Raw genomic sequence first — 19,968 nt, forward strand, 5'->3', positions numbered from 1 at the left:
CCGGTGCGGGGCGGGTGCCGGCCGGTCGGCGTCCGGGCGGCGTCCGGACGACACGGCGCGAATGCGCCCCCTGTGCGCTCCCCCAAACCGCCCTTAGCGCCCTCAAGTTGCATGGTCGCGACGGCAATTCACCCCATCGGGCGGGGGTCTGTTTTCGGCCAAATAAAAGACGGCGTCCGGGGTTTGAGCACGCTCCGTACAGGGCTGCGGAGCGCGCGGCAGCGCGGACGCGCGCACGGTCCGGGAGGCGGACATCGCCTCCCGGACCGGTCCGCCACCCGCGGGGATGAAGGTGGCGGTGTCCCCCAGCCCGCTGGATCCAGTACAGCGGGCCGACCCACGCACGAGCCATGGAACCGCTCCCCCGGTGGCCGGAGAAGAGCGCACGCACGGGCGCACGGCCACACGGGCGGGGGCACGCGGCGACAGTCCGTGCACGGTGCGTACAGGGCCGCACTGCCGTACGGACCACAATCCCGCCATCCGGAACAATGCCCCTTAACGCTTGGGATGCGGCGAACTACGCTGGGTTTACGAATGCCGCGTGGTTATGCCAGTGCGGCAGCCGTCTGTGTCGAGGGGTGGCGCATGTCCAGGGAGCAACGCGGGCCGAACGAAAAGCTCGGCGCCGTTCTCGCCCTCGCGGGAATCAGCAACGCGGGACTCGCCCGACGCGTCAACGACCTTGGCGCCCAACGCGGGTTGACGCTTCGCTACGACAAGACGTCCGTGGCGCGCTGGGTGTCGAAGGGCATGGTGCCGCAGGGCGCGGCGCCGCACCTCATCGCGGCCGCCATCGGCCAGAAGCTCGGCCGCCCGGTGCCGCTCCACGAGATCGGCCTGGCGGACGCGGATCCCGCGCCGGAGGTGGGCCTCGCCTTCCCCCGGGACGTGGGACAGGCGGTCAAGTCGGCCACCGAGCTGTACCGCCTCGACCTCGCCGGCCGCCGAGCCGGCTCCGGCGGCATCTGGCAGTCCCTCGCCGGGTCGTTCGCAGTGAGCGCATACGCAACGCCCGCCTCACGGTGGCTGATAACCCCCGCCGACAGCTCGGTCGCGCGGGAGGCGGGCTCCGCCGAGGGGACCGGCGCACCGATCAAAGTCGGCCACAGCGATGTGCGCAAACTGCGGGAGGCCGCCGAGGACGCCAGGCGGTGGGACTCCAAGTACGGGGGCGGCGACTGGCGTTCGTCGATGGTGCCGGAGTGCCTGCGGGTGGAGGCGGCACCGCTGCTGCTCGGCTCCTACTCCGACGAAGTGGGCCGTGCCCTGTTCGGCGCGTCCGCCGAACTGACCCGGCTCGCCGGGTGGATGGCCTTCGACACCGGGCAGCAGGAGGCCGCGCAGCGGTACTACATCCAGGCGCTGCGGCTCGCGCGCGCGGCGGCGGACGTCCCTCTCGGGGGGTACGTCCTCGCCTCCATGTCGCTGCAGGCCACCTACCGGGGCTTCGGCGACGAGGGCGTGGACCTCGCGCAGGCGGCCCTGGAGCGCAACCGGGGGCTGGCGACCGCGCGGACGATGAGCTTCTTCCGGCTGGTCGAGGCGCGGGCCCACGCGCGCGCGGGAGACGCGCAGGCGGCCGGCACGGCGCTGAAGGCGGCGGAGGGCTGGCTGGAACGGTCCCGTCCCGGCGACAGCGACCCGACCTGGCTGGGTTTCTACGGCTACGACCGGTTCGCCGCGGACGCCGCGGAGTGCTACCGCGATCTGAAGGCACCGCGGCAGGTGCGGCGGTTCACCGAGCAGGCTCTGTCGCAGCCGACGGAGGAGTTCGTGCGGTCGCACGGGCTGCGGCTGGTGGTCTCCGCGGTCGCCGAGCTGGAGTCCGGGAACCTCGACGCCGCCTGCGAGCAGGGGGTGCGGGCGGTGGAGGTGGCGGGGCGGATCTCGTCGGCGCGGACGACGGAGTACGTGAAGGATCTTCTGCACCGGCTGGAGCCGTACGGGGACGAGCCGCGGGTGGTGGAGCTGCGGGAGCGGGCTCGTCCGCTCCTGATGGCTCCGGCGTAGGGCCGCGCCGCCTCGGCGCGTGCCGGGCCGGTGTGATCAGGCGGCCGCGGGTGGTCCGTGGCTCCTCGCGCCCACGCGGTGGAGTCGTGTGCGGATACGGCCCCGCGCCCCTGAGCGGTACCGCCGTACCCCGGTGTTTGAAGGCACTGTCAGTGGCGCAGTGCACTATCGGGAGTGGAGGTGGTGCTCGGTGCGGGCCGGGGCGTACGACTGTGATGTGCTCGTGATCGGTGGGGGGATCGTCGGGCTGTCGACGGCGTATGCGATCACGCGGGCCGCGCCCGGCACGCGCGTGACGCTGCTGGAGAAGGAGGCCGGGCCCGCGCGGCACCAGACGGGCCGCAACAGCGGGGTCATCCACAGCGGGATCTACTACCGCCCGGGCTCGCTCAAGGCGCGGTACGCGGTGCGGGGCGCCGCCGAGATGGTGAAGTTCTGCGCCGAGTACGGCATCGCGCACGCCGTCACCGGCAAGCTGATCGTCGCCACCGAGCGGGAGGAGCTGCCGCGGCTGCACGCGCTCGTGCAGCGCGGCCGGGAGAACGGCATCCCGGTGCGGGAGCTGGGGTCCGCGCAGATCGCCGGGTACGAACCGGAGGTGCGCGGCCTCGCCGCGATACACGTCGGGACGACCGGGGTGTGCGACTTCGTCGGCGTCGCCCGTGAGCTGGCGCGGGCCTCCGGGGCGGACATCCGCTACGGCGCCCGGGTGGTCCGGGTGGACCGGCGGCCGGAGCGGGGCGTGGCCGTGCTCACCGCGGCCGGGGACGTCGTCCGCGCGCGCGTGCTCGTGAACTGCGCCGGGCTGTACTGCGACGAGGTCGCCCGGCTGACCGGCGACGAGCCCGGCGTGCGGATCGTGCCGTTCCGCGGGGAGTACTACGAGCTGGCGCGGCCGGAGCTGGTGCGGGGGCTGGTGTATCCGGTACCGGACCCGGCGTTCCCGTTCCTCGGGGTGCATCTGACCCGCGGGATCGACGGCGGCGTGCACATCGGGCCCAACGCGGTCCCGGCGCTGGCCCGGGAGGGGTACGGCTGGGGGGTCGTACGGCCCCGGGAGCTGGCCGGGACGCTGGCGTGGCCGGGGTCCTGGGCGATCGCCCGGCGGCACTGGCGGTACGGGGCGGGGGAGCTGCGGCGGTCGGTGTCCAGGGGGGCGTTCCTGGAGGCCGTGCGCAGACTGCTGCCCGGGGTGGAGGCCGGGGACCTGGTACCGGCCCCCGCCGGGGTGCGGGCGCAGGCGGTGCTGCGGGACGGCACGCTGGTCGACGACTTCCTCATCCGTGAGGGGGCGCGGGCGGTGCACGTGCTCAACGCGCCGTCCCCGGCGGCCACGGCGTCCCTGCCGATCGGGAGGGAGGTCGGGCGCCGGGTGCTGGAGATGCTCGGGGACCTCGGCTGAGCGGGTTCCCGCGGAGAGCGCCGTAAAATCTGTCGTACTGTGTCTGACTTTCTCAACGCCCCCGAAGCCGCCTCCGCGGCCCCCCACGCTCCCGGTGCCCCCGTCCGGCACACCCGGGCCAAGGGGGAGCCGCGCTTTCCGGACGGGCCCAAGGCGGATCCCGCCGGGTCGCACTTCGAGCGGCGGATCCGCAGCTTCCAGCCGCGCCGGAGCCGGGTGACGGCCGGGCAGGCCGACGCGCTGCAGCGGCTGTGGCCGCAGTGGGGGCTGGACATCGACGGACAGCGGGTGATCGACCTCGCCGAGCTGTTCGGCAACGACCGTCCCGTGGTGCTGGAGATCGGGTTCGGGATGGGCGAGGCCACCGCGCAGATGGCCGCGGGGGACCCGGACACCAACATCCTCGCCGTCGACGTGCACACCCCCGGCCAGGGAAACCTGCTGGGCCTCGCCGAGCGGAACGGCCTGTCCAACGTCCGGGTCGCCAACGGCGACGCGATCATCCTGCTCCGGGAGATGCTCGGCCCGGACGCGCTGGACGGGCTGCGCGTCTACTTCCCCGACCCCTGGCCGAAGAAGCGGCACCACAAGCGGCGGCTCATCCAGCCCGAGTTCCTCACGCTCGCCGCGACCCGGCTGAGGCCCGGTGCGATCCTGCACTGCGCGACCGACTGGGAGCCGTACGCCGAGCAGATGCTGGACGTGCTCACCGCCCATCCCGATTTCGAGAACACCCGGCCGGACGGCGGTTTCTCCCCGCGTCCCGCGTTCCGTCCGCTGACCCGTTTCGAGGGGCAGGGACTGGACAAGGGTCATGTGGTGAACGACCTGCTGTTCCGGCGCGTACCGCACAGGACCGCCGAGCAGGACCGCTGATCCGCTCCAGCCCCCCGTACCGTCCCCGTTAGGGTCGATGCCGTGGCCACCAGTCCTCCGTTTCCGACGCGTCCCCCGACCCCCGGCGACGGCGTGCTCCGCCACCCGCACTGGTGGCAGCGCAGGTGGGTGCGGTACGGGGCGCTGAGCAGCCTGCTGGCGCTGTCCGGGCTGGTCATCCTCGCCCTGGTACGGCGGCAGACCGGCACCGAGGGCTTCCTCGTCGGGCTCGGTCTGGCCGTGCTGCCCGTGCCCTGGCTGACAGCCGCCTTCCGGTGGCTGGACCGGGTGGATCCGGGCCCCTGGCGGAACCTGGTCTTCTCCTTCGCCTGGGGTGCCTGTGCGGCGGCTCTCATAGCCATCGTGGCCAACAGCTTCGCGACCAAGTGGATAGCCACCTCCACCGCGGACCCGGCGAGCGCCGACACGCTGGGCGCCACCGTGATAGCCCCGATCGTGGAGGAGTCCGCGAAGGCCGCCGCCGTGCTGCTGGTCTTCCTCTTCCGCCGGCGCGACTTCACCGGGATCGTGGACGGCGTGGTGATAGCGGGCGTCACCGCCACCGGGTTCGCGTTCACCGAGAACATCCTCTACCTCGGTACGGCCTTCGGGACCGACCAGCTCACCGGCGACCGCGGCATCGCCTCCGTCACCGCCGCCACCTTCTTCGTGCGCATCGTGATGTCCCCGTTCGCGCACCCCCTCTTCACCGTCCTCACCGGCATCGGCTTCGGCTTCGCCGCGCTGTCCGCCGAGCGGCAGCACGTGCGGCGGGGCCTGCTGCCGGTCTGCGGGCTGCTGCTCGCGATGGGCATGCACGCCTTGTGGAACAGCTCCTCCACCTTCGGCGAGTACGGCTTCCTCGCCGTCTACGGCGCCTTCATGGTGCCCGCGTTCGGGCTGCTCACCTGGCTCGCGATCCGGACCCGGCAGCGGGAGCTGCGGACCGTGCGGGCGGAGCTGTCGGCCTATGTGCCGGCCGGCTGGCTGGGGCCGGCCGAGCCGTTCGCGCTCGGGTCGATGCGGGCGCGGCGCATGGCCCGCGACTACGCCCGGCACCACCACGGGCGCCCGGCGGCGCGGGAGGTCGCGCGGTACGAGGGCTACGCCACCTCGCTCGCGTTCCTCCGGCACCGGGGGCGCAAGGGCAGGTCCGGCGCCGACTTCGTCGTCCGGGAGCGGGAGCTGCTGGACGAGCTGTGGAAGCGCCGGCACCTGGCCGGGCCGGCTCTGGAGTACGCGGCGCGCGCGGCGGTGCCGGTGCGGCCGGTGTACGCGGGGCCGGTGCCCTACGGATACGGGTACGGGTACGGGTACGGCCGTCCGGCGGCTCCGTACCCCGCGTACAACCCCTACCGGTCGTAGCCCCCGGACTTACGCCGACGCCTCCGTCAGCTTGGCCACCTCGGCCTCCGTCAGCTCCAGCTCGGCCACGCCGAGCAGTGCCGGAAGCTGTTCCACCGTGCGCGCCGAGGCGATGGGGGCGGTGACCGTCGGCTGGGCGGCGAGCCAGGCCAGGGCGACCGTGGCGACCGGGGCCTCGTGGGCCGCGGCGACCTCGTCCAGGGCCGTCAGGACCTTCTGGCCGCGCTCGGAGTCGGCGTACTCCTGGGCCCGGCCGGCGCGGGCGCTGTCCACGGTCGTGCCGGGCCGGTACTTGCCGGTGAGGAAGCCCGCGGCGAGGGCGAAGTACGGGACCGCGGCGAGGCCCTCCTGGGCCGCGAGGTCCTGCAGCGGTCCCTCGTAGGTGTCGCGGGAGACCAGGTTGTAGTGGGGCTGGAGGGCGACGTAGCGGGCGAGGCCCTCGCGGTCGGAGAAGTCGAGGGAGGCCTTCAGGCGCTCGGCGCCGATGTTGGAGGCGGCGATGTGCCGGACCTTCCCGGCCTTCACCAGCTCGTCCAGCGCGCCGATGATCTCCTCGACCGGCACCTCCGGCTGGTCGAAGTGGGTGTAGTAGAGGTCGATGTGGTCGGTGCCCAGGCGGCGCAGGGAGGCGTCGGCGGCGGCCTTGATGTTGGCGGCGGACAGCCCCTGGTACTCGGGGTGCTGGCTGACCTTGGTGGCGATCACGACGTCGGAGCGGTTGCCGCGGGCCTTGACCCACTTGCCGATGATCGTCTCGGACTCGCCGCCCTGGTTGCCCTCGATCCAGGCGGAGTAGGCGTCGGCGGTGTCGATGAAGTTGCCGCCGGCCGCCCGGTAGGCGTCCAGGACGGCGAAGGAGGTCTCCTCGTCGGCGGTCCAGCCGAAGACGTTGCCGCCCAGGGAGAGCGGGAAGACCTCGAGGTCGGAACGGCCGAGTGTGCGTAGTGACGTCATACGTCATGTCAACGCCGGCGGCGGATGATCGCATTCCGCCACCGGCGCCGGATTTCGGCGGAGAGGTCGCTCAGGGGGTGAGGCCCTTGCCGCGCAGCCACGCCATCGGGTCGATGCCGGTGGGCTGGCCGCCGGGGTGGACCTCCAGGTGCAGGTGCGGGCCGGTGACGTTGCCGGTGGCGCCGACCCGGCCGATGACCTCGCCGGTGGAGACCTTCTGGCCGGCCTTGACGCTGATCGAGGACTGGTGGCAGAACCACAGCTCGGTGCCGTCGTCCAGGGTGAGGATCGTGCGGTAGCCGTAGGCGCCGGCCCAGCCCGCCTCCGTGATCGTGCCGCTGTGGACCGCCTTGATCAGGGTGCCGGTGGGGGCGGCGAAGTCCAGGCCGGTGTGGTGGCCTGAGGACCACATCGAACCGGCCTGGCCGAAGGTCGAGGTGATCGTGTACGAGGAGGTCGGCAGCGTGTACTGCTCGGCCAGCTTGGCCAGCCGCTCCTGCTCGGCCTTCTTCGCGGCGGCGGCCTCCGCCTTCTCCTTGGCCGCGGCGGCCTTGGCGGCGGCCTGCTTCTCGGCCTTGGCGGCGGCGTCGGCGGCCTGCTTCTCGGCGGTGGCGAGGGCGAGGGCGGTGGCCTTGCTCTCGGCCTGGCCCTGCTGCTGCTCGGCCTGGGCCATGATCCGGTTGCGCAGGGCCTCGCCCGCGTCGGTGCTGTCCTCGCCGTCGGCGGTGGTCACGCCGACGCTGCTCAGCGCGGTGGTGCCGGCTTCGGTGGCCTGGGTGCCGGCGGAGCCGTCGTCGAAGAGGGAGCCGACGGAGGGCAGGTCGGGCAGGGAGATGGAGACCGGCGGCTTGCCGGTGTTGGCGCTGGCCATGCCGCCCGCGCCGACCGCGGCGATGACGCCGACGCCGAGGACGGTGGAGCTGCGCGCGAAGCCGCCGCGCTGCTTGGCGACACGGTGCCGGCCGCGGACCGGGGCGACGGATTCCGCGGTGGGGTTCCACTCCTCCCACGGGCCCTCTTCGGCGCGGTGGGCGACGTAGGCGAACGTCTCATCGTCGCGCTGCGCCGGTATGAACGGGGCTTCGGGGACAGGCCGGTTGGACGCCACGCGGGCGTGCTCCTTTCCTTCCTCCGCCTACCGGGTTAGCTGACGGGTTCGGAGCAGGAAGGTCTCCTACGCGCGTATACCGGTCGTGAACTCCGTGAGTTCACGGTGGCATCCGCGTGATTCACCCCAGAATGGTGGTTCCCCGGCTCCCTTGCGGGATTCGGCGCGTGCGCACGGAGCCGCCTCTTGTGACGGCTGGGACGACCGCGCTGCGTTATCGAACGTTAATAGACCCGACAGTCACTTTCCAAGCCGTTCGACTTGATCATTAAGGTCTGCAACGGCGGATCTATCACCCATTACCCCGTCAAACCGGGCGAGTTGACCCGGTTTCGGCAGCATTCAGGAGTCACTTCGGGTTTTGATGGTGACTCAGATGTTATGCGCACGGCGCTCACCCACTCACCGTCGGTGACGTCCCGCAGGGGACGCCGTACGGCGAGCAGTGCCATGTCGTCGGTCATGCCGCCGCCGGAGTGCCGTCGCACCTCCGCCGCGAGCCGTTCGAGCAGCGCGGCCGGGCCGGGGAAGGTGCGCCCGGCGAGCCGCCGTTCGGGGTCGTAGAAGCGGCCGTGGGCGTCCCGGGCCTCGGACAGGCCGTCGGTGTACAGGAGCAGGGTGGCACCGCCGGGGAAGCCGGCCTCGGCGGCCCGGTCCGGCCACCGGCCCAGCCCCGCCATGCCGAGCGGCAGCGCGGGCTCGCCCGGGACCAGGACGTGCAGGGTGCCGTCGGCGTGCAGCAGCAGCGGCGGCGGGTGGCCGCGGTTGACGATCCGTACGACACCGTCGCCGTGCGGGAGTTCGGCGAGGACCGCCGTGGTGAACCCCTCGAAGGCGTCGATCCCGTCGCGCCGGGTGCCCTCGCGGGCCAGCGCCCGCTCCAGCCGCCCGGCCACCTCCTCCAGCGTCGCCTCCTGCTCGGCCGCCTCCCGGAACGCGCCGATCACCACGGCGACGGCGGCGACCGCGCCCATGCCCTTGCCGCGCACGTCCCCGACGACCAGGCGGACGCCGTGCGGGGTGTCCTGCACCGCGTACAGGTCGCCGCCGATGAACGCGTCCTGCCGTGCCGCCTCGTACCGGGCGGCGATCTCGAAGCCGCCGATCCGGGCGTCGGGGTCCGGCAGGACGGCCCGCTGGGCGGCCTCGGCGATCTCCCGGGCCGAGGCGAGCCTCCGGTCGCCGCGGCGGACGACCCGGTTGATGGCCACGGCCAGCAGGGCGACGGTGGCCACGGTCACCACGTCGGTGAGGGTGCCCACGGCCGGATGGGCCCCCGCGTCGGCGTGCACGGCGTAGGCGGCGGCGAGGGTGGCGAGACCGGTGAGCACGGTGGTGCGCAGTGAGGAGAGGGGCGCGGCGATCAGCGGGGCCGCGGTGAAGAACGGGACGGGGGTGAACTGCTGCGGGGTGAGCAGGCCGTACCCGATCCCGCAGGCGATCAGGAGGGCGGGCAGGGCGCGGGCCTGCGCACGCGGGCTCGGCCGGCGGCGGGCCCGCACCGGCACCGGCCCGCCGCCGAGGCCCGGGGCGGGCACGGGGTCACCGGGGAACCGGCCTCCCGCCCTGGCGTACGGGCTCTCCTCCACCTTTCCAGGGCGCACCGCGTGTCTCCCACATGTCCGACGTGCCTCCAGGTTTCCGGGCCCCGGAGCGGGCGGCTACCGCTGTGGACCGAAAGGGGTGTGCGAGCGGCCCCGCGGATGACGTACACTGGAGTCACAACGACGCGGGGTGGAGCAGCTCGGTAGCTCGCTGGGCTCATAACCCAGAGGTCGCAGGTTCAAATCCTGTCCCCGCTACTGAAGGCTCAGGGCCCGGAATCCCCAGGATTCCGGGCCCTGAGTCGTTCCTGGCCCCCGGCGCCCACAACGCGGCCGGTCGCGGGCGCCCAGGCGCTCACAGCAGGTGGGCGTTCGGCGCCTTGGCGAGATCCTCCAGCTCGGCGAGCACGACCACCTGCGCGCCCGCGGCGGTGAGCACGCCCGTGCCGTCGGCCGAGGCGACGAACGTGTCGGGTTCGCGCCAGGCGGTGACCACCCGGCGCACCCCCGCCCGCAGGATCAGCTCGGCACACGGCGCCGGACGCGACGCACGGCGGGCGCACGGCTCCAGGCTGCTGTACACGGTGGCGCCGGCCAGCCGGGGCTCGCCCGGACCGATCTTGGCGAGGGCCGCCTCCTCCGCGTGGACCGCGGGATCGGCGCCCTCGCGCGAGTGCCCGCGGGCCAGCTCCGTACCGTCGGCGGCGACCACGACCGCGCCGACGCTGAACGCCGTCTCCGAGGGCGGGCACAGCGCGGCGAGCTCGCAGGCGGTGCGCAGCCAGTGGCGGTCGGCGGCGGTGGACAGCGGGCCGGCGCCGGGGGCGGTGGGCACGTACCGCATGAGGACGACGTCCTCGATCCGGCGGGTGTCGAGCAGGCGCAGGCGTCCGGCCTGGTAGCCGCCGGGTCCGAACAGGCGCGGGGCCGCCGGGTCCCCGACGAACAGCGGGGCGAGCACCAGCTGCAGCTCGTCGGCGAGGCCCTGGTGCAGGAGCTGGGTGTGGACCGTTCCGCCGCCCTCGACCATCAGGCGCCCGACGCCGCGCTCGTCGTGCAGATGTTCCAGCAGGGCCCGCCAGTCGAGGGCGGGGCCGAGCGGGACGACGTCCGCGGTGCGCCCCAGGAGGCGGGCGGCCCGCTCGGCGCCCCGGTCGGTGCTGTAGACGAGCTTCTCGCCGCCGGTGTGCCAGAAGTTGGCCTCCGGGTCGAGGTCGCCGGTGGCGGTGACGGTGACCTTCAGCGGGTACTCCGCCCTGCCCTCGGCCACCCGGGCCGCGCGCCGCTCGGCGGAGTTGACCAGCAGGCGGGGGTTGTCGGCGCGGATCGTGCCGGCGCCGACGAGGATGGCGTCGGCGCCGGCCCGTACCGCGTCGACCCGGTCGAAGTCGGCCGGGCTGGACAGCAGGAGCCGCTCGGGGCCGGTGTCGTCCAGGTAACCGTCGAGGGAGACGGCGGCGGACAGCAGCACGTAGGGCAGGGGCATCGGCGCCCTCTCTTCCGGAGGCGGACGGCTTGATTCAGCTTGGTTCAGCTTGGTCAGCTTGGTTCAATTTTTAAACAAACCTACACTGGCGGCATGACGACCCGCTGGCTCACCCCCGAGGAGCAGCGCGCCTGGCGCGCCTACATCGCCGCCTCCCGCCTCCTGGAGGACGCGATCGACCGGCAGCTCCAGCAGGAGGGCGGCATGCCGCACCTGTTCTACTCGGTGCTGGCCAACCTCTCCGACGCGCCCGGGCACCGGCTGCGCATGACCGATCTCGCCGAGACGCTGAAGATCACGCGTAGCCGGCTGACGTACGCGGTGACCCGGCTGGAGCGGGACGGCCTGGTGCGCCGGGAGGACTGCCACCGGGACAAGCGCAGCTCGCTCGCGGTGCTGACGGACGAGGGGGCGGCCGTACTGGAGCGTACGGCACCCGGGCACGTAGAGACGGTCCGCTCGCTGCTGTTCGACCGGCTGACCGAGGAACAGGTGGGGCAGCTGGAGGAGATCTGCACGGGTATCGCGCGGGGGCTGCAGGGCCAGAACCCCGAGTCCGGCACCGACGACGTGCCCTGGCGACGCCGCTCGTCCTGCCCGTCCTCACCGCCCACGGCCCCCTGAGGCACCGCGCACCCGCCCGGCTCACTCGCGGGCCCCGGCCCCGCGACCGCTCCGGCGCGGCGCCCCCGAGTGCCCACCCGGCCAGTGATTGCTTTAACTTTTAAGCAGGGGTAGGGTCCCACGAACCGCTGCTTCAAATCTGAAGCACCGCCTCGGAGGGACCCGCATGCCCGACTTCCCCGCCGCCACCCCGCGCGCCCGCGTCCGGGTACCGCTGCGCTTCGCCGACGGCTACGGCGCCGACGCCGAACTCGTCACCTTCCACGGCCTCACCGACGGCCGGGAGCACCTCGCCCTCGTCCTCGGCGACCCCGGCCCCGTCCCGCTGGTCCGGCTGCACTCCGAGTGCCTCACCGGTGACGTCTTCGGCTCGGCCCGCTGCGACTGCGGCCCCCAGCTGCGCGAGGCGGTCGAGCGCATCGCCGGCCGCGGCGGCGTCCTGCTCTACCTCCGCCAGGAGGGCCGGGGCATCGGCCTCTACAACAAGCTCGACGCCTACGCCCTGCAGGACCAGGGGCTCGACACGTACGAGGCGAACGCCGCCCTCGGCCTCCCGGAGGACGCCCGCGACTACACCGCCGCCGCGCAGATGCTCACCGCCCTCGGCGTCACCGAGCTGGACCTGCTGTCCAACAACCCCGACAAGGCCGGACAGCTGCGCGCGCTGGGCCTCACGGTCCGGGACCGGGTACCGACCGGTGTCTTCTCCACGGCCCACAACGTCCACTACCTCCGGGCGAAGGCCCTCCGGACCCGGCACACCCTCCCCCTGGCGGAACTGGGCGTCGGCTGACCGCCCCACCCGGCCGTGACCGGCGGATCCGTTCCGCCCCGTCCGAGTGCTCCCCCTCTGACTCGCGGGTTCGCATCGGGCGTGGGGAACGGATCCGCCGCTCACTGGCGCGGGCGGGCGGGGAGGAGGAGGGCGGGGAGCGCGGACAGAGCCAGGAGGGCGGCCGCCGCAACGTACGACGTGCGGAAGGCCGGGGGGCCGGAGGGTGCCGCCGCGAGGATCAGGGACAGGGTGGCCGTGCCGATCGAGGCGCCCAGCTGGGACGTGATGCTCAGGGCGGTGCTCGCCGCGGCCAGGCGCTCCCGGGGCAGTGCGCGGCTCGCGGTGGTCATCGTCGGCATCAGCACCATGCCGGCTCCGACACCCATCACCATGGCCGACACCACCATGCGCCAGGGCGCGACGCCGGCCACCCCCGACTGCCAGGCCATCAGCGCCAACCCCAGGGCGGCCACCGCGATGCCGGCCGGGATCAGCCGGCGCGGGGCCACCCGGTCGACCCTGCGCGCCGCGATCTGCATCGTCGTACCGACGACGAGACCCACCGGCGCGCCCAGCAGCCCGGCCGCCGTGGCGCTCAGGCCCCGCTCCTGCTGCCAGTACAGCGGACCGAGCAGCATCGAACCGAAGTAGCCGCAGGTGAACAGGATGAGCGTGCCGGCGCCGGCGGCGAAGGAGCGGTCGCGCAGCAGCCGCAGGTCCAGCAGCGGTGCGGAGACGGTGAGGGCCCGCCGGACGAAGGCCGCCACGAGGACCACGCCGGCGAGCGCCGGTACGAGGGCGCCGGGCGCGGTGAAGTCGCCGCGCTCGCCGCCCCGGGCCAGGCCGTACAGGAGCAGGGCGAGGCCGGGCGAGAGCATCAGCAGGCCGGGCAGGTCCAGGCGGGGAGCCGTCCGGCCGGGCCCCGCCGACGGCGCGTCGGCCGGGAGCAGCCGGAGCGCGAGGGTGAGGGCCAGGACACCGACCGGCAGGTTCACCAGGAAGATCCACTGCCAGGAGGCCGCGTCGAGCAGCCAGCCGCCGAGCACCGGGCCGGCGACCGGCCCGACCAGGACGGGCAGTCCCCCGATGGCCATCGCCCGGCCGAGCCGGCTGCGGTCGGCCGCACCCATCACCATCGCCATGCCGACCGGCTGGAGCAGCCCGCCGCCGAGCCCCTGCACCGCCCGGAAGGCGATGAGGCTGCCCGCGTCCCAGGCGCACGCGGCGAGCAGCGAACCGAGGGTGAAGAGGGTGAGCGCGGTCAGGTAGGTGCGCTTGGCGCCGATCCGGGCCATGGCCCAGGCGGCGGTCGGGACCACCGCGGCCAGCGCGAGCGTGTACGCGGTGGCGGTCCACTGGATGGTCTCCAGCGAGGCGTCGAAGGACTGCGCGAGCCGGCGCAGCGCGACGTTGACGATCGTCATGTCCAGCACCGCCATGACGGAACCGATGACGGTGACGGCCAGGGCGCGGTTCAGGGCCGTGGACGGGCCCGGCACCGGGCGGGCCGGTGCCACGGCGGGTTCGGTCGTACGCATATCCCCCACCCCGCGCTCAGCCCGCGTACGGACGCTCGGCCCGCGCGGCCCGCAGTGCCCGGCCCCACCAGGCCAGCTGGCCGAGCATGCCCTTGGCGGCGCCGGCGCTGACCTCGGCGTCGCGCGGGACGCCGTCCTCGCCGAGCCCGGACCAGGGGCCGTGCAGGCTGACCGAGTCGCGCACGGTCACCGCGTGCAGTTCGGCGAAGACCAGCCGGAGCTGTTCGACGGCGCGCAGCCCGCCGCCGAGACCGCCGTACGACACGAAGCCGACCGGCTTGGCCTGCCACTCCGCGTGGTGCCAGTCGATGAGGTTCTTCAGCGCGGCCGGGAAGCTGTGGTTGTACTCGGGCGTGACGACGACGAACGCGTCGGCGGCGGCGAGCCGCGGCGAGACCTCCTTGAGCGCGGCGACCGCCTCGGGGCGCGGTGTGCCGCCCCAGCCGGGCATCACCAGCGGCAGGTCCACCTCGGCGAGGTCGACGACGTCGAGGTCGAGGTCCGGGTCGACGGCGGCGGCGGTGGTCAGGAACCAGTCGGTGACGGCCCGGCCGAGCCGCCCCTCGCGCACGCTGCCGAGGACGACGGCGACGCGGAGCGGGCGGTCCTCGGCGGCGCGGCCGCCGGGACCGGTGACGGAGGTGGTGGTGGGCGTGGTGACGGACACAGCTGTCCCCCTCGTGGAAAAGAACGCGCCGGCGAGGCCGCCGGACGGGTCTTCGGACTCTTCGAGCAGCAAGGTACAACGCTCGTTGTAATTTTTACAACGGGCGTTGTAGGTCAGTTAGAGTGGGCTGGTCACGAAGGAGGCGGCAGGCGTGGGCCAGACGAACGAGTCCCGGCTGGAACAGGCGCGGCGCGAGGTGTCACCGCGCAAGCTGCAGAAGCAGATGGCCATCGCGGGCGCGGCCTGCACGGTCTTCGGCCGCGAGGGGTACGCCCGCGCCTCGGTCGACGCGCTCGCCGCCGCCGCCGACGTCTCCACGCGCACGCTCTACAACCACTTCCCCGGCGGCAAGGCCCAGCTCTTCCAGACGGTCGTCACCTGGACGTCCAGCGAGGTCCGGGACGCCCAACTGGCCCGGCTGCACGCCGTACTGCACCCGGAGCGCCCGCCGCACCCCGACGAACTGGAACGCGACCTGGTCTCGCTGGCCCGCGCCTTCAACGGACTCATGTCCGACTACGCCAACCACTTCGCCCTGGTCCGGCACATCCACGCGGAGGCCGACCACGTACCGCCGGAGGTCCTCCGCGCCTGGCACGAGGCCGGACCGGAACCGGTCGGCCGCGCCCTCACCGAGGCGATGGCGCGCCTGGAGGACGCCGGCCTGCTGGACCTGCACGGCGACGCGGGCCTGGCCGCGAGCCACTTCACGGCCCTGATCTCGCACCGCATCGTCCAGGCGACCCACTACGGCGTCCTGCCCCTGCCGGAACCGGAGACGGACCGCCTGCTCCGGGCCGGGGTGAGCGCGTTCCTGCGGGCGTACGCGGCGAAACCCTGAACGCACCCGCGGCGCCTGAGGGCACCCGAAGGTCCTGAAGGCCCCGAAAGCACTGTGCGCGTAGTACTCTGCCCGGAGTGATGACCGGATCCCACCCCACCCGGAGCCGAGACCCATGGTGAGACGGAACGACCAGCGGCGCGCGGCGCTCGTCGACGCGGCGATCGAGGTGCTGGCCCGGGAGGGCGCGCGGGGGCTGACCTTCCGGGCGGTGGACGCCGAGGCCGGCGTACCCACCGGCACGGCGTCCAACTACTTCTCCAGCCGGGACGACCTGCTCACCCAGGCCGGCGCCCGCGTCTACGAGCGGCTCCAGCCCGACGAGGCCACCCTCGAAGGCCACCGGACCGCCGCCCGCGACCGGGAGACCTACGCGCGGCTGATGCGCGAACTGGTCGGCCGCGTGGCCTCCTTCCGCACCGGTTACCTCGCCCTGCTGGAACTCCGCCTGGAGGCCACCCGCCGCCCGGAACTCCGCGCGGTCCTCACCGAACGCGTCCGCGCCGACCTCGAAGCGAACGTCGCCTACCACGAGTCCAGCGGCCTCCCCGGCGACGCCACCGCCGTCAAACTGCTCTACCTCGCCCTGAACTGGCTCATCGTCGAACAGCTCACCCTTCCGGACGTCCTCACGGAAGCGGAGCGGGACGCACTGGTGACGGCGGCGGTGGAGCGGATCGTGACAGCGGCGGACCCGGGGTCGGTCCAGCCCTGACCCGGGGTCCTCTCGGTAGGCCGTGTGGGACTCGAACCCACAACCAAGGGATTAAAAGTCCCCTGCTCTGCCAATTGAGCTAACGGCCCGTGCGATGTTGCGTGTCCGAGCATAGCCGGACGAGGCCGTGTCGCCGATCGGGTATCGGCGACGCGGCCATGTCGGGAGTGGCGGGAGCGGGGGGAGGGTCACTTTTCGGCCGGGGCGCGGGCGGGGGCGGGGCGGCCGGTGAGGAACCAGTGGCGGGCCGAGGCGAGCCACCAGGCCGCGGCGGAGCCGAGGACGACCAGGACGGCCACCGGGGCGTAGTTGAAGGTCTTCCAGGTGACCGGGGAGACCTGGGGGAGCATGAAGAGGACGGTGATCGCGATCACCCAGACCACCGAGACCACTCCGACGAGGCGCGACCAGCGGCCCAGGTGCCAGGGACCGGGGGTGAAGGCGCCGCCCCTGCGGACGCGGAGGAAGGTCGGGATGACGTAGGCGATGTAGAGGCCGATGACCGCGATGGACGTCACCGCCGCGTAGGCCGTGGTGTTGATCAGGTACGGCAGCCCCAGGGCGAGCGCGCCGAGCGCGGCCAGCCAGACCGCCGCCACCGGGGTCCGGGTGCGCGGGCTGACCGTGTGCCAGACGCGGGAGAAGGGCAGCGCGCCGTCCCGGGAAAAGGCGTAGATCATGCGGCTGTTGGCGGTGACGGAGGCCATGCCGCAGAAGAGCTGGGCGCCGATCACCACCAGGAGGAGGAGCTTGCCGGTCGTGGCGCCGAGCGCGTCCAGGAGGATCTGGGCGGGCGGCGCGCCGGTGGGGGAGGCGAGTTCGCGGTCGTACGACTGGATGGCGAAGGTGAAGCCGAGGAGCAGGACGAAGCCGGCGATCCAGGACGTCCAGATGGAGCGGACGATGCCCTTCGGGCCCGCGGTGGCCGCGTCGCGGGTCTCCTCGGTCATGTGGGCGGAGGCGTCGTAGCCGGTGAAGGTGTACTGGGCCATCAACAGGCCCAGGAGGACGACGTACGGGCCGCTGCCCCAGCCCGTCTCGTTGACGAAGTGCGTGAAGACGAAGGACGCCGACCGGTGGTGGTCGGGGACCAGCGCCAGCGCGCCGACGATCACCGCGACCCCGAGGACGTGCCACCACACGCTCACGCTGTTCAGGAGGGCGACGATCCGGACGCCGAAGGTGTTCAGCAGGCCGTGCAGGAGGAGGATCGCCGCGAAGAGCAGCACCGTGCGGCCGGGGGTCACCTCGAAGCCGAACTGCAGGTTCAGCCAGGCGCCCAGGAAGGAGGCCGCGCCGAAGTCGATGCCCGCGGTCACCGCCACCTGGCCCAGCACGTTGAACCAGCCGGTGAACCACGCCCAGGCGGCTGCCGAGCGCGCGGGCGCCAGGCGGTGGGCCCAGAAGTACAGGCCGGCCGAGGTCGGGTACGCCGAGCAGATCTCGGCCATCGACAGGCCCACGAACAGGGTCATCAGGCCGACCGCGACCCATCCCCAGGTGATCACCGCGGGGCCGCCGGTGGTCATGCCGAAGAGGTAGAGGGTCAGGCAGCCGGAGAGCACCGAGATGATCGTGAAGGAGACGGCGTAGTTCGAGAACGCCGACATCCGGCGGGCGAGGACCTGGGTGTAGCCGAGCTGGGCCAGCCGTTCCTCGTCCGAGGGGCCGTCGGCACTCGCGTCATCTGTCATGACCCCAGCAATTCCCTCACCGGGGGTGTGATATGCGTCACGACTTGACCGAAAAGGGCCCGTACGACCGGAGTCGTACGGGCCCTTGTCAGGTCACTCGGCGTCAGCCGTTGCGCTTCCAGCGCGGCTTGTCCTCGCGGCGGCCGAAGGAGCCGTTGCCGCGGTGGTCGTCACGGCGGCCGTAGGGGCGCTCGTGGCCACCGGAGCGGAAGCCCGGGCGGTCGTCGCGGCGGTCGCGGTTGAACGGACGGTCGCTGCCCCGGTGCCCGCCGCGCTCGTCCCGGCGGAAGCCGCCCCGGTCGTCACGGCGCTCGAAGGAACGGCCGCCACGGTCGTTGCGGTCGCGGTCGAACGGACGGCGCTCGCCCCGGTCACCCCGGTCGTCGCGGCGCTCGAAGGAACGGCCACCACGGTCGTCACGGCGGTCGAAGCCGCCCCGGTCGTCACGGCGCTCGAAGGAACGGCCGCCACGGTCGTTGCGGTCACGGTCGAACGGACGGCGCTCGCCCCGGTCACCCCGGTCGTCACGGCGCTCGAAACCGCCCCGGTCCTCGCGGCGCTCGAAGGAACGGCCACCACGGTCGTTGCGGTCACGGTCGAACGGACGGCGCTCGCCCCGGTCACCCCGGTCGTCGCGGCGCTCGAAGGAACGGCCGCCACGGTCGTCACGGCGGTCGGAACCACGCTCGCGGTCACGGTCGAACCCGCGCCGCTCCCGGCGCTCGTACGGCGCGGACGCCGCCGGACGCTCCTCGCGCTCGGTCTCGCGCTGCGCCGGCTCCTCGGCCACGGCGAGCTGCTCCGCCGCCGTCGCCTGGGCCTCGGCCACCGCGCTCTCCGGGTCCTCGCCGCGCTCGCGGGCGACCCGGGCCACCAGACGGTCGGCCTCCTCGCGCAGCTCCGTCGCGCGGCGCTGGGCGCGCTCCAGCTCCTTGGTGAGCTGGGCGACCTCGCGCTCGGCCTGCTGGGCGGCGTTGCCGGCCGACTCGGCCTGCACCTCGGTCATGGAGCGGGCGCCGGTGATCTCGGCGACCTCCGGGTCGAAGGCGGCACCGCCCTGGATGATGTGGCGGGCCGCGTCGACGCCGGCGTCCTCCATGAGGCGGAAGATCTGGCGCCGCTGGTGCGGGAGGGAGAGCGAGACGACCGTGCCGGTACGGCCCGCACGGGCGGTACGGCCGGCGCGGTGCAGGTAGTCCTTGTGGTCGCCGGCCGGGTCCACGTTCAGGACCAGGTCGATGCCGTCGACGTGGATGCCGCGGGCGGCGACGTCGGTGGCGACCAGGACGTTGACGTAACCGTCCTTGAAGTCGGCCAGGGTGCGGGTCCGCGCGCCCTGGGTCATGCCGCCGTGCAGCGCGTCGGCCTTCACGCCGGACTCGCGCAGCTGCTCGGCGACGCGGTCGGCGCCCAGCTGGGTGCGGACGAAGATGATCGTGCGGCCCTTGCGGGAGGCGATCGCGGCGGTGACCGGCGCCTTGTCCTTCGGCTTCACGATGAGGATGTGGTGCGACATGGTCGTCACCGCGCCCTGGGCCGCGTCCACCTCGTGCAGGACCGGCTCGTTCAGGTAGCGGTCGACCAGGGTCTTGATCTCGTTCTCCATCGTGGCGGAGAAGAGCATGCGCTGGCCGCCGGCCGGCACCTGGTCGAGCAGCTCGGTGACCTCGGGCAGGAAGCCCAGGTCGGACATCTGGTCGGCCTCGTCCAGGACGGCGATCTGCACGTCCTCCAGGGAGCAGGCGCCGCGGTTGATGATGTCGCGCAGGCGGCCCGGGGTGGCGACGAGGATGTCGACGCCGCGCTCCAGGGCGTAGATCTGGTTGCCCATGGAGGTGCCGCCGCAGACGACCTTCATCTTCAGGCCGAGGACGTCGCCGTACGGCTGGAGGGCGTCGGCGACCTGCATGGCGAGCTCGCGGGTCGGGGTGAGGATGACCGCGCGGGGCTTGTGCTTCTGCGTCCGGCCGCCGGCCAGCTGGGCCAGGGTCGGCAGGCCGAAGGAGAGGGTCTTGCCGGAGCCGGTGCGGCCACGGCCGAGGATGTCCTTGCCGGCCAGGGCGTCCGGGATGGTCGCGGCCTGGATCGGGAAGGGGGTCGTCACGCCGTTCTGCGCGAGCTTGCGCACGATGCCCTCGGGGAGGCCGAGGTCGGCGAAGGTGATCTGGGGGGACTGGGGGGTGGTGTCAGCGGCCTCGGGGGCCTCGGTGACCTCGGTCGTCACGTCGACGAGTTCGTTGTCGATCTCGTTCTCGACCGAGTTCTCGATCGAGTTGTCGATCTCGTTCTCGGACACGACGATCTGGTCAGCACTGGACACGGACATGCGAATGGGAAACCTTCCGGAGTCTCTTCGGCACGCGCCC

The 19,968-nt window shown here is 73.2% G+C and carries 16 protein-coding genes, 2 tRNA genes and 1 riboswitch; of the genes, 9 read left to right on the top strand and 9 right to left on the bottom strand.

Annotated features, from left to right (window positions below):
• Window positions 1–588 precede the first annotated feature (588 nt).
• The 4 genes from ACZ4VF_RS27170 to ACZ4VF_RS27185 all read left to right on the top strand — a co-directional run bounded on the left by ACZ4VF_RS27170 (window position 589) and on the right by ACZ4VF_RS27185 (window position 5,656).
• Window positions 589–2,013, top strand: coding sequence for an MFS transporter (locus tag ACZ4VF_RS27170; RefSeq protein ID WP_467929207.1), 1,425 nt, complete (start codon window positions 589–591; stop codon window positions 2,011–2,013).
• A 190-nt stretch (window positions 2,014–2,203) separates the two neighbouring features.
• Window positions 2,204–3,415 carry an L-2-hydroxyglutarate oxidase gene (gene lhgO / locus ACZ4VF_RS27175; protein WP_467929209.1) on the top strand — a complete coding sequence of 404 codons (1,212 nt, stop codon included), beginning with the start codon at window positions 2,204–2,206 and terminating at the stop codon, window positions 3,413–3,415.
• A 39-nt stretch (window positions 3,416–3,454) separates the two neighbouring features.
• Window positions 3,455–4,291: a tRNA (guanosine(46)-N7)-methyltransferase TrmB gene (gene trmB / locus ACZ4VF_RS27180; protein ID WP_467929210.1), complete on the top strand. Its 837-nt coding sequence runs from the start codon at window positions 3,455–3,457 to the stop codon at window positions 4,289–4,291.
• Window positions 4,292–4,333: 42 nt separating this feature from the next.
• The gene (locus ACZ4VF_RS27185) at window positions 4,334–5,656 is read left to right on the top strand and encodes a PrsW family intramembrane metalloprotease (RefSeq protein WP_467929211.1); all 1,323 of its coding nucleotides are present in this window, start codon (window positions 4,334–4,336) and stop codon (window positions 5,654–5,656) included.
• A 9-nt stretch (window positions 5,657–5,665) separates the two neighbouring features.
• On the opposite strand, the gene ACZ4VF_RS27190 is transcribed toward ACZ4VF_RS27185, so the two are convergent.
• The 3 genes from ACZ4VF_RS27190 to ACZ4VF_RS27200 all read right to left on the bottom strand — a co-directional run bounded on the left by ACZ4VF_RS27190 (window position 5,666) and on the right by ACZ4VF_RS27200 (window position 9,322).
• Complete coding sequence (locus tag ACZ4VF_RS27190; RefSeq protein WP_467929213.1) at window positions 5,666–6,610, bottom strand: aldo/keto reductase; 945 nt, start codon at window positions 6,608–6,610, stop codon at window positions 5,666–5,668.
• Window positions 6,611–6,680: 70 nt separating this feature from the next.
• The gene (locus tag ACZ4VF_RS27195) at window positions 6,681–7,718 is read right to left on the bottom strand and encodes a M23 family metallopeptidase (RefSeq protein ID WP_467929214.1); all 1,038 of its coding nucleotides are present in this window, start codon (window positions 7,716–7,718) and stop codon (window positions 6,681–6,683) included.
• A gap of 9 nt (window positions 7,719–7,727) precedes the next feature.
• Window positions 7,728–7,894: riboswitch (cyclic di-AMP (ydaO/yuaA leader) on the bottom strand.
• A gap of 123 nt (window positions 7,895–8,017) precedes the next feature.
• Window positions 8,018–9,322, bottom strand: a complete 1,305-nt coding sequence (locus ACZ4VF_RS27200) for a PP2C family protein-serine/threonine phosphatase (RefSeq protein ID WP_467929216.1) — start codon at window positions 9,320–9,322, stop codon at window positions 8,018–8,020.
• A 124-nt stretch (window positions 9,323–9,446) separates the two neighbouring features.
• On the opposite strand from ACZ4VF_RS27200, the gene ACZ4VF_RS27205 reads away from it, so the two are divergent.
• Window positions 9,447–9,520, top strand: a tRNA-Met gene (locus ACZ4VF_RS27205).
• Between the two features lie 97 nt (window positions 9,521–9,617).
• Here the strand turns inward: ACZ4VF_RS27205 and ACZ4VF_RS27210 are convergent.
• Complete coding sequence (locus ACZ4VF_RS27210; protein ID WP_467929217.1) at window positions 9,618–10,748, bottom strand: dihydrofolate reductase family protein; 1,131 nt, start codon at window positions 10,746–10,748, stop codon at window positions 9,618–9,620.
• Between the two features lie 93 nt (window positions 10,749–10,841).
• Here ACZ4VF_RS27210 and ACZ4VF_RS27215 point away from each other — a divergent pair, with 93 nt between their 5' ends.
• Window positions 10,842–11,372, top strand: coding sequence for a MarR family winged helix-turn-helix transcriptional regulator (locus ACZ4VF_RS27215; protein ID WP_467929218.1), 531 nt, complete (start codon window positions 10,842–10,844; stop codon window positions 11,370–11,372).
• A gap of 166 nt (window positions 11,373–11,538) precedes the next feature.
• Entirely contained in the window at window positions 11,539–12,165 is a 627-nt protein-coding gene (locus tag ACZ4VF_RS27220; RefSeq protein ID WP_467929219.1) for a GTP cyclohydrolase II, read from the top strand.
• 101 nt (window positions 12,166–12,266) lie between these two features.
• Here ACZ4VF_RS27220 and ACZ4VF_RS27225 read toward each other — a convergent pair whose 3' ends face one another.
• Together ACZ4VF_RS27225 and ACZ4VF_RS27230 are read right to left on the bottom strand one after the other, a co-directional pair.
• Window positions 12,267–13,685 (bottom strand): DHA2 family efflux MFS transporter permease subunit, encoded by a 1,419-nt coding sequence (locus ACZ4VF_RS27225; RefSeq protein ID WP_467929221.1) that lies wholly within the window; start codon window positions 13,683–13,685, stop codon window positions 12,267–12,269.
• 16 nt (window positions 13,686–13,701) lie between these two features.
• Window positions 13,702–14,352 (bottom strand): NADPH-dependent FMN reductase, encoded by a 651-nt coding sequence (locus tag ACZ4VF_RS27230; RefSeq protein WP_467929222.1) that lies wholly within the window; start codon window positions 14,350–14,352, stop codon window positions 13,702–13,704.
• A 151-nt stretch (window positions 14,353–14,503) separates the two neighbouring features.
• On the opposite strand from ACZ4VF_RS27230, the gene ACZ4VF_RS27235 reads away from it, so the two are divergent.
• The gene (locus ACZ4VF_RS27235) at window positions 14,504–15,193 is read left to right on the top strand and encodes a TetR/AcrR family transcriptional regulator C-terminal domain-containing protein (protein WP_467929223.1); all 690 of its coding nucleotides are present in this window, start codon (window positions 14,504–14,506) and stop codon (window positions 15,191–15,193) included.
• Between the two features lie 115 nt (window positions 15,194–15,308).
• Entirely contained in the window at window positions 15,309–15,908 is a 600-nt protein-coding gene (locus ACZ4VF_RS27240; protein ID WP_467929225.1) for a TetR/AcrR family transcriptional regulator, read from the top strand.
• Window positions 15,909–15,924: 16 nt separating this feature from the next.
• Here ACZ4VF_RS27240 and ACZ4VF_RS27245 read toward each other — a convergent pair.
• From ACZ4VF_RS27245 to ACZ4VF_RS27255, 3 genes are all read right to left on the bottom strand, one after another.
• Window positions 15,925–15,997: transfer RNA gene (locus ACZ4VF_RS27245), tRNA-Lys, on the bottom strand.
• A gap of 99 nt (window positions 15,998–16,096) precedes the next feature.
• On the bottom strand, window positions 16,097–17,602 hold the full coding sequence (locus ACZ4VF_RS27250) for an amino acid permease (RefSeq protein ID WP_467929226.1): 1,506 nt from the start codon (window positions 17,600–17,602) through the stop codon (window positions 16,097–16,099).
• Between the two features lie 103 nt (window positions 17,603–17,705).
• The gene (locus tag ACZ4VF_RS27255) at window positions 17,706–19,928 is read right to left on the bottom strand and encodes a DEAD/DEAH box helicase (RefSeq protein WP_467929227.1); all 2,223 of its coding nucleotides are present in this window, start codon (window positions 19,926–19,928) and stop codon (window positions 17,706–17,708) included.
• Window positions 19,929–19,968 lie beyond the last annotated feature (40 nt).

It is taken from the genome of Streptomyces sp. NPDC029151, assembly GCF_055564315.1.

Coding starts and splice junctions, on each gene's coding strand:
- ACZ4VF_RS27255 (WP_467929227.1), bottom strand. CDS start 19,928: ATGTCCGTGTCCAGTGCTGACCAGATCGTCGTGTCCGAGAACGAGATC.
- ACZ4VF_RS27215 (WP_467929218.1), top strand. CDS start 10,842: ATGACGACCCGCTGGCTCACCCCCGAGGAGCAGCGCGCCTGGCGCGCC.
- ACZ4VF_RS27240 (WP_467929225.1), top strand. CDS start 15,309: ATGGTGAGACGGAACGACCAGCGGCGCGCGGCGCTCGTCGACGCGGCG.
- ACZ4VF_RS27225 (WP_467929221.1), bottom strand. CDS start 13,685: ATGCGTACGACCGAACCCGCCGTGGCACCGGCCCGCCCGGTGCCGGGC.
- ACZ4VF_RS27250 (WP_467929226.1), bottom strand. CDS start 17,602: ATGACAGATGACGCGAGTGCCGACGGCCCCTCGGACGAGGAACGGCTG.
- ACZ4VF_RS27170 (WP_467929207.1), top strand. CDS start 589: ATGTCCAGGGAGCAACGCGGGCCGAACGAAAAGCTCGGCGCCGTTCTC.
- ACZ4VF_RS27210 (WP_467929217.1), bottom strand. CDS start 10,748: ATGCCCCTGCCCTACGTGCTGCTGTCCGCCGCCGTCTCCCTCGACGGT.
- ACZ4VF_RS27220 (WP_467929219.1), top strand. CDS start 11,539: ATGCCCGACTTCCCCGCCGCCACCCCGCGCGCCCGCGTCCGGGTACCG.
- ACZ4VF_RS27190 (WP_467929213.1), bottom strand. CDS start 6,610: ATGACGTCACTACGCACACTCGGCCGTTCCGACCTCGAGGTCTTCCCG.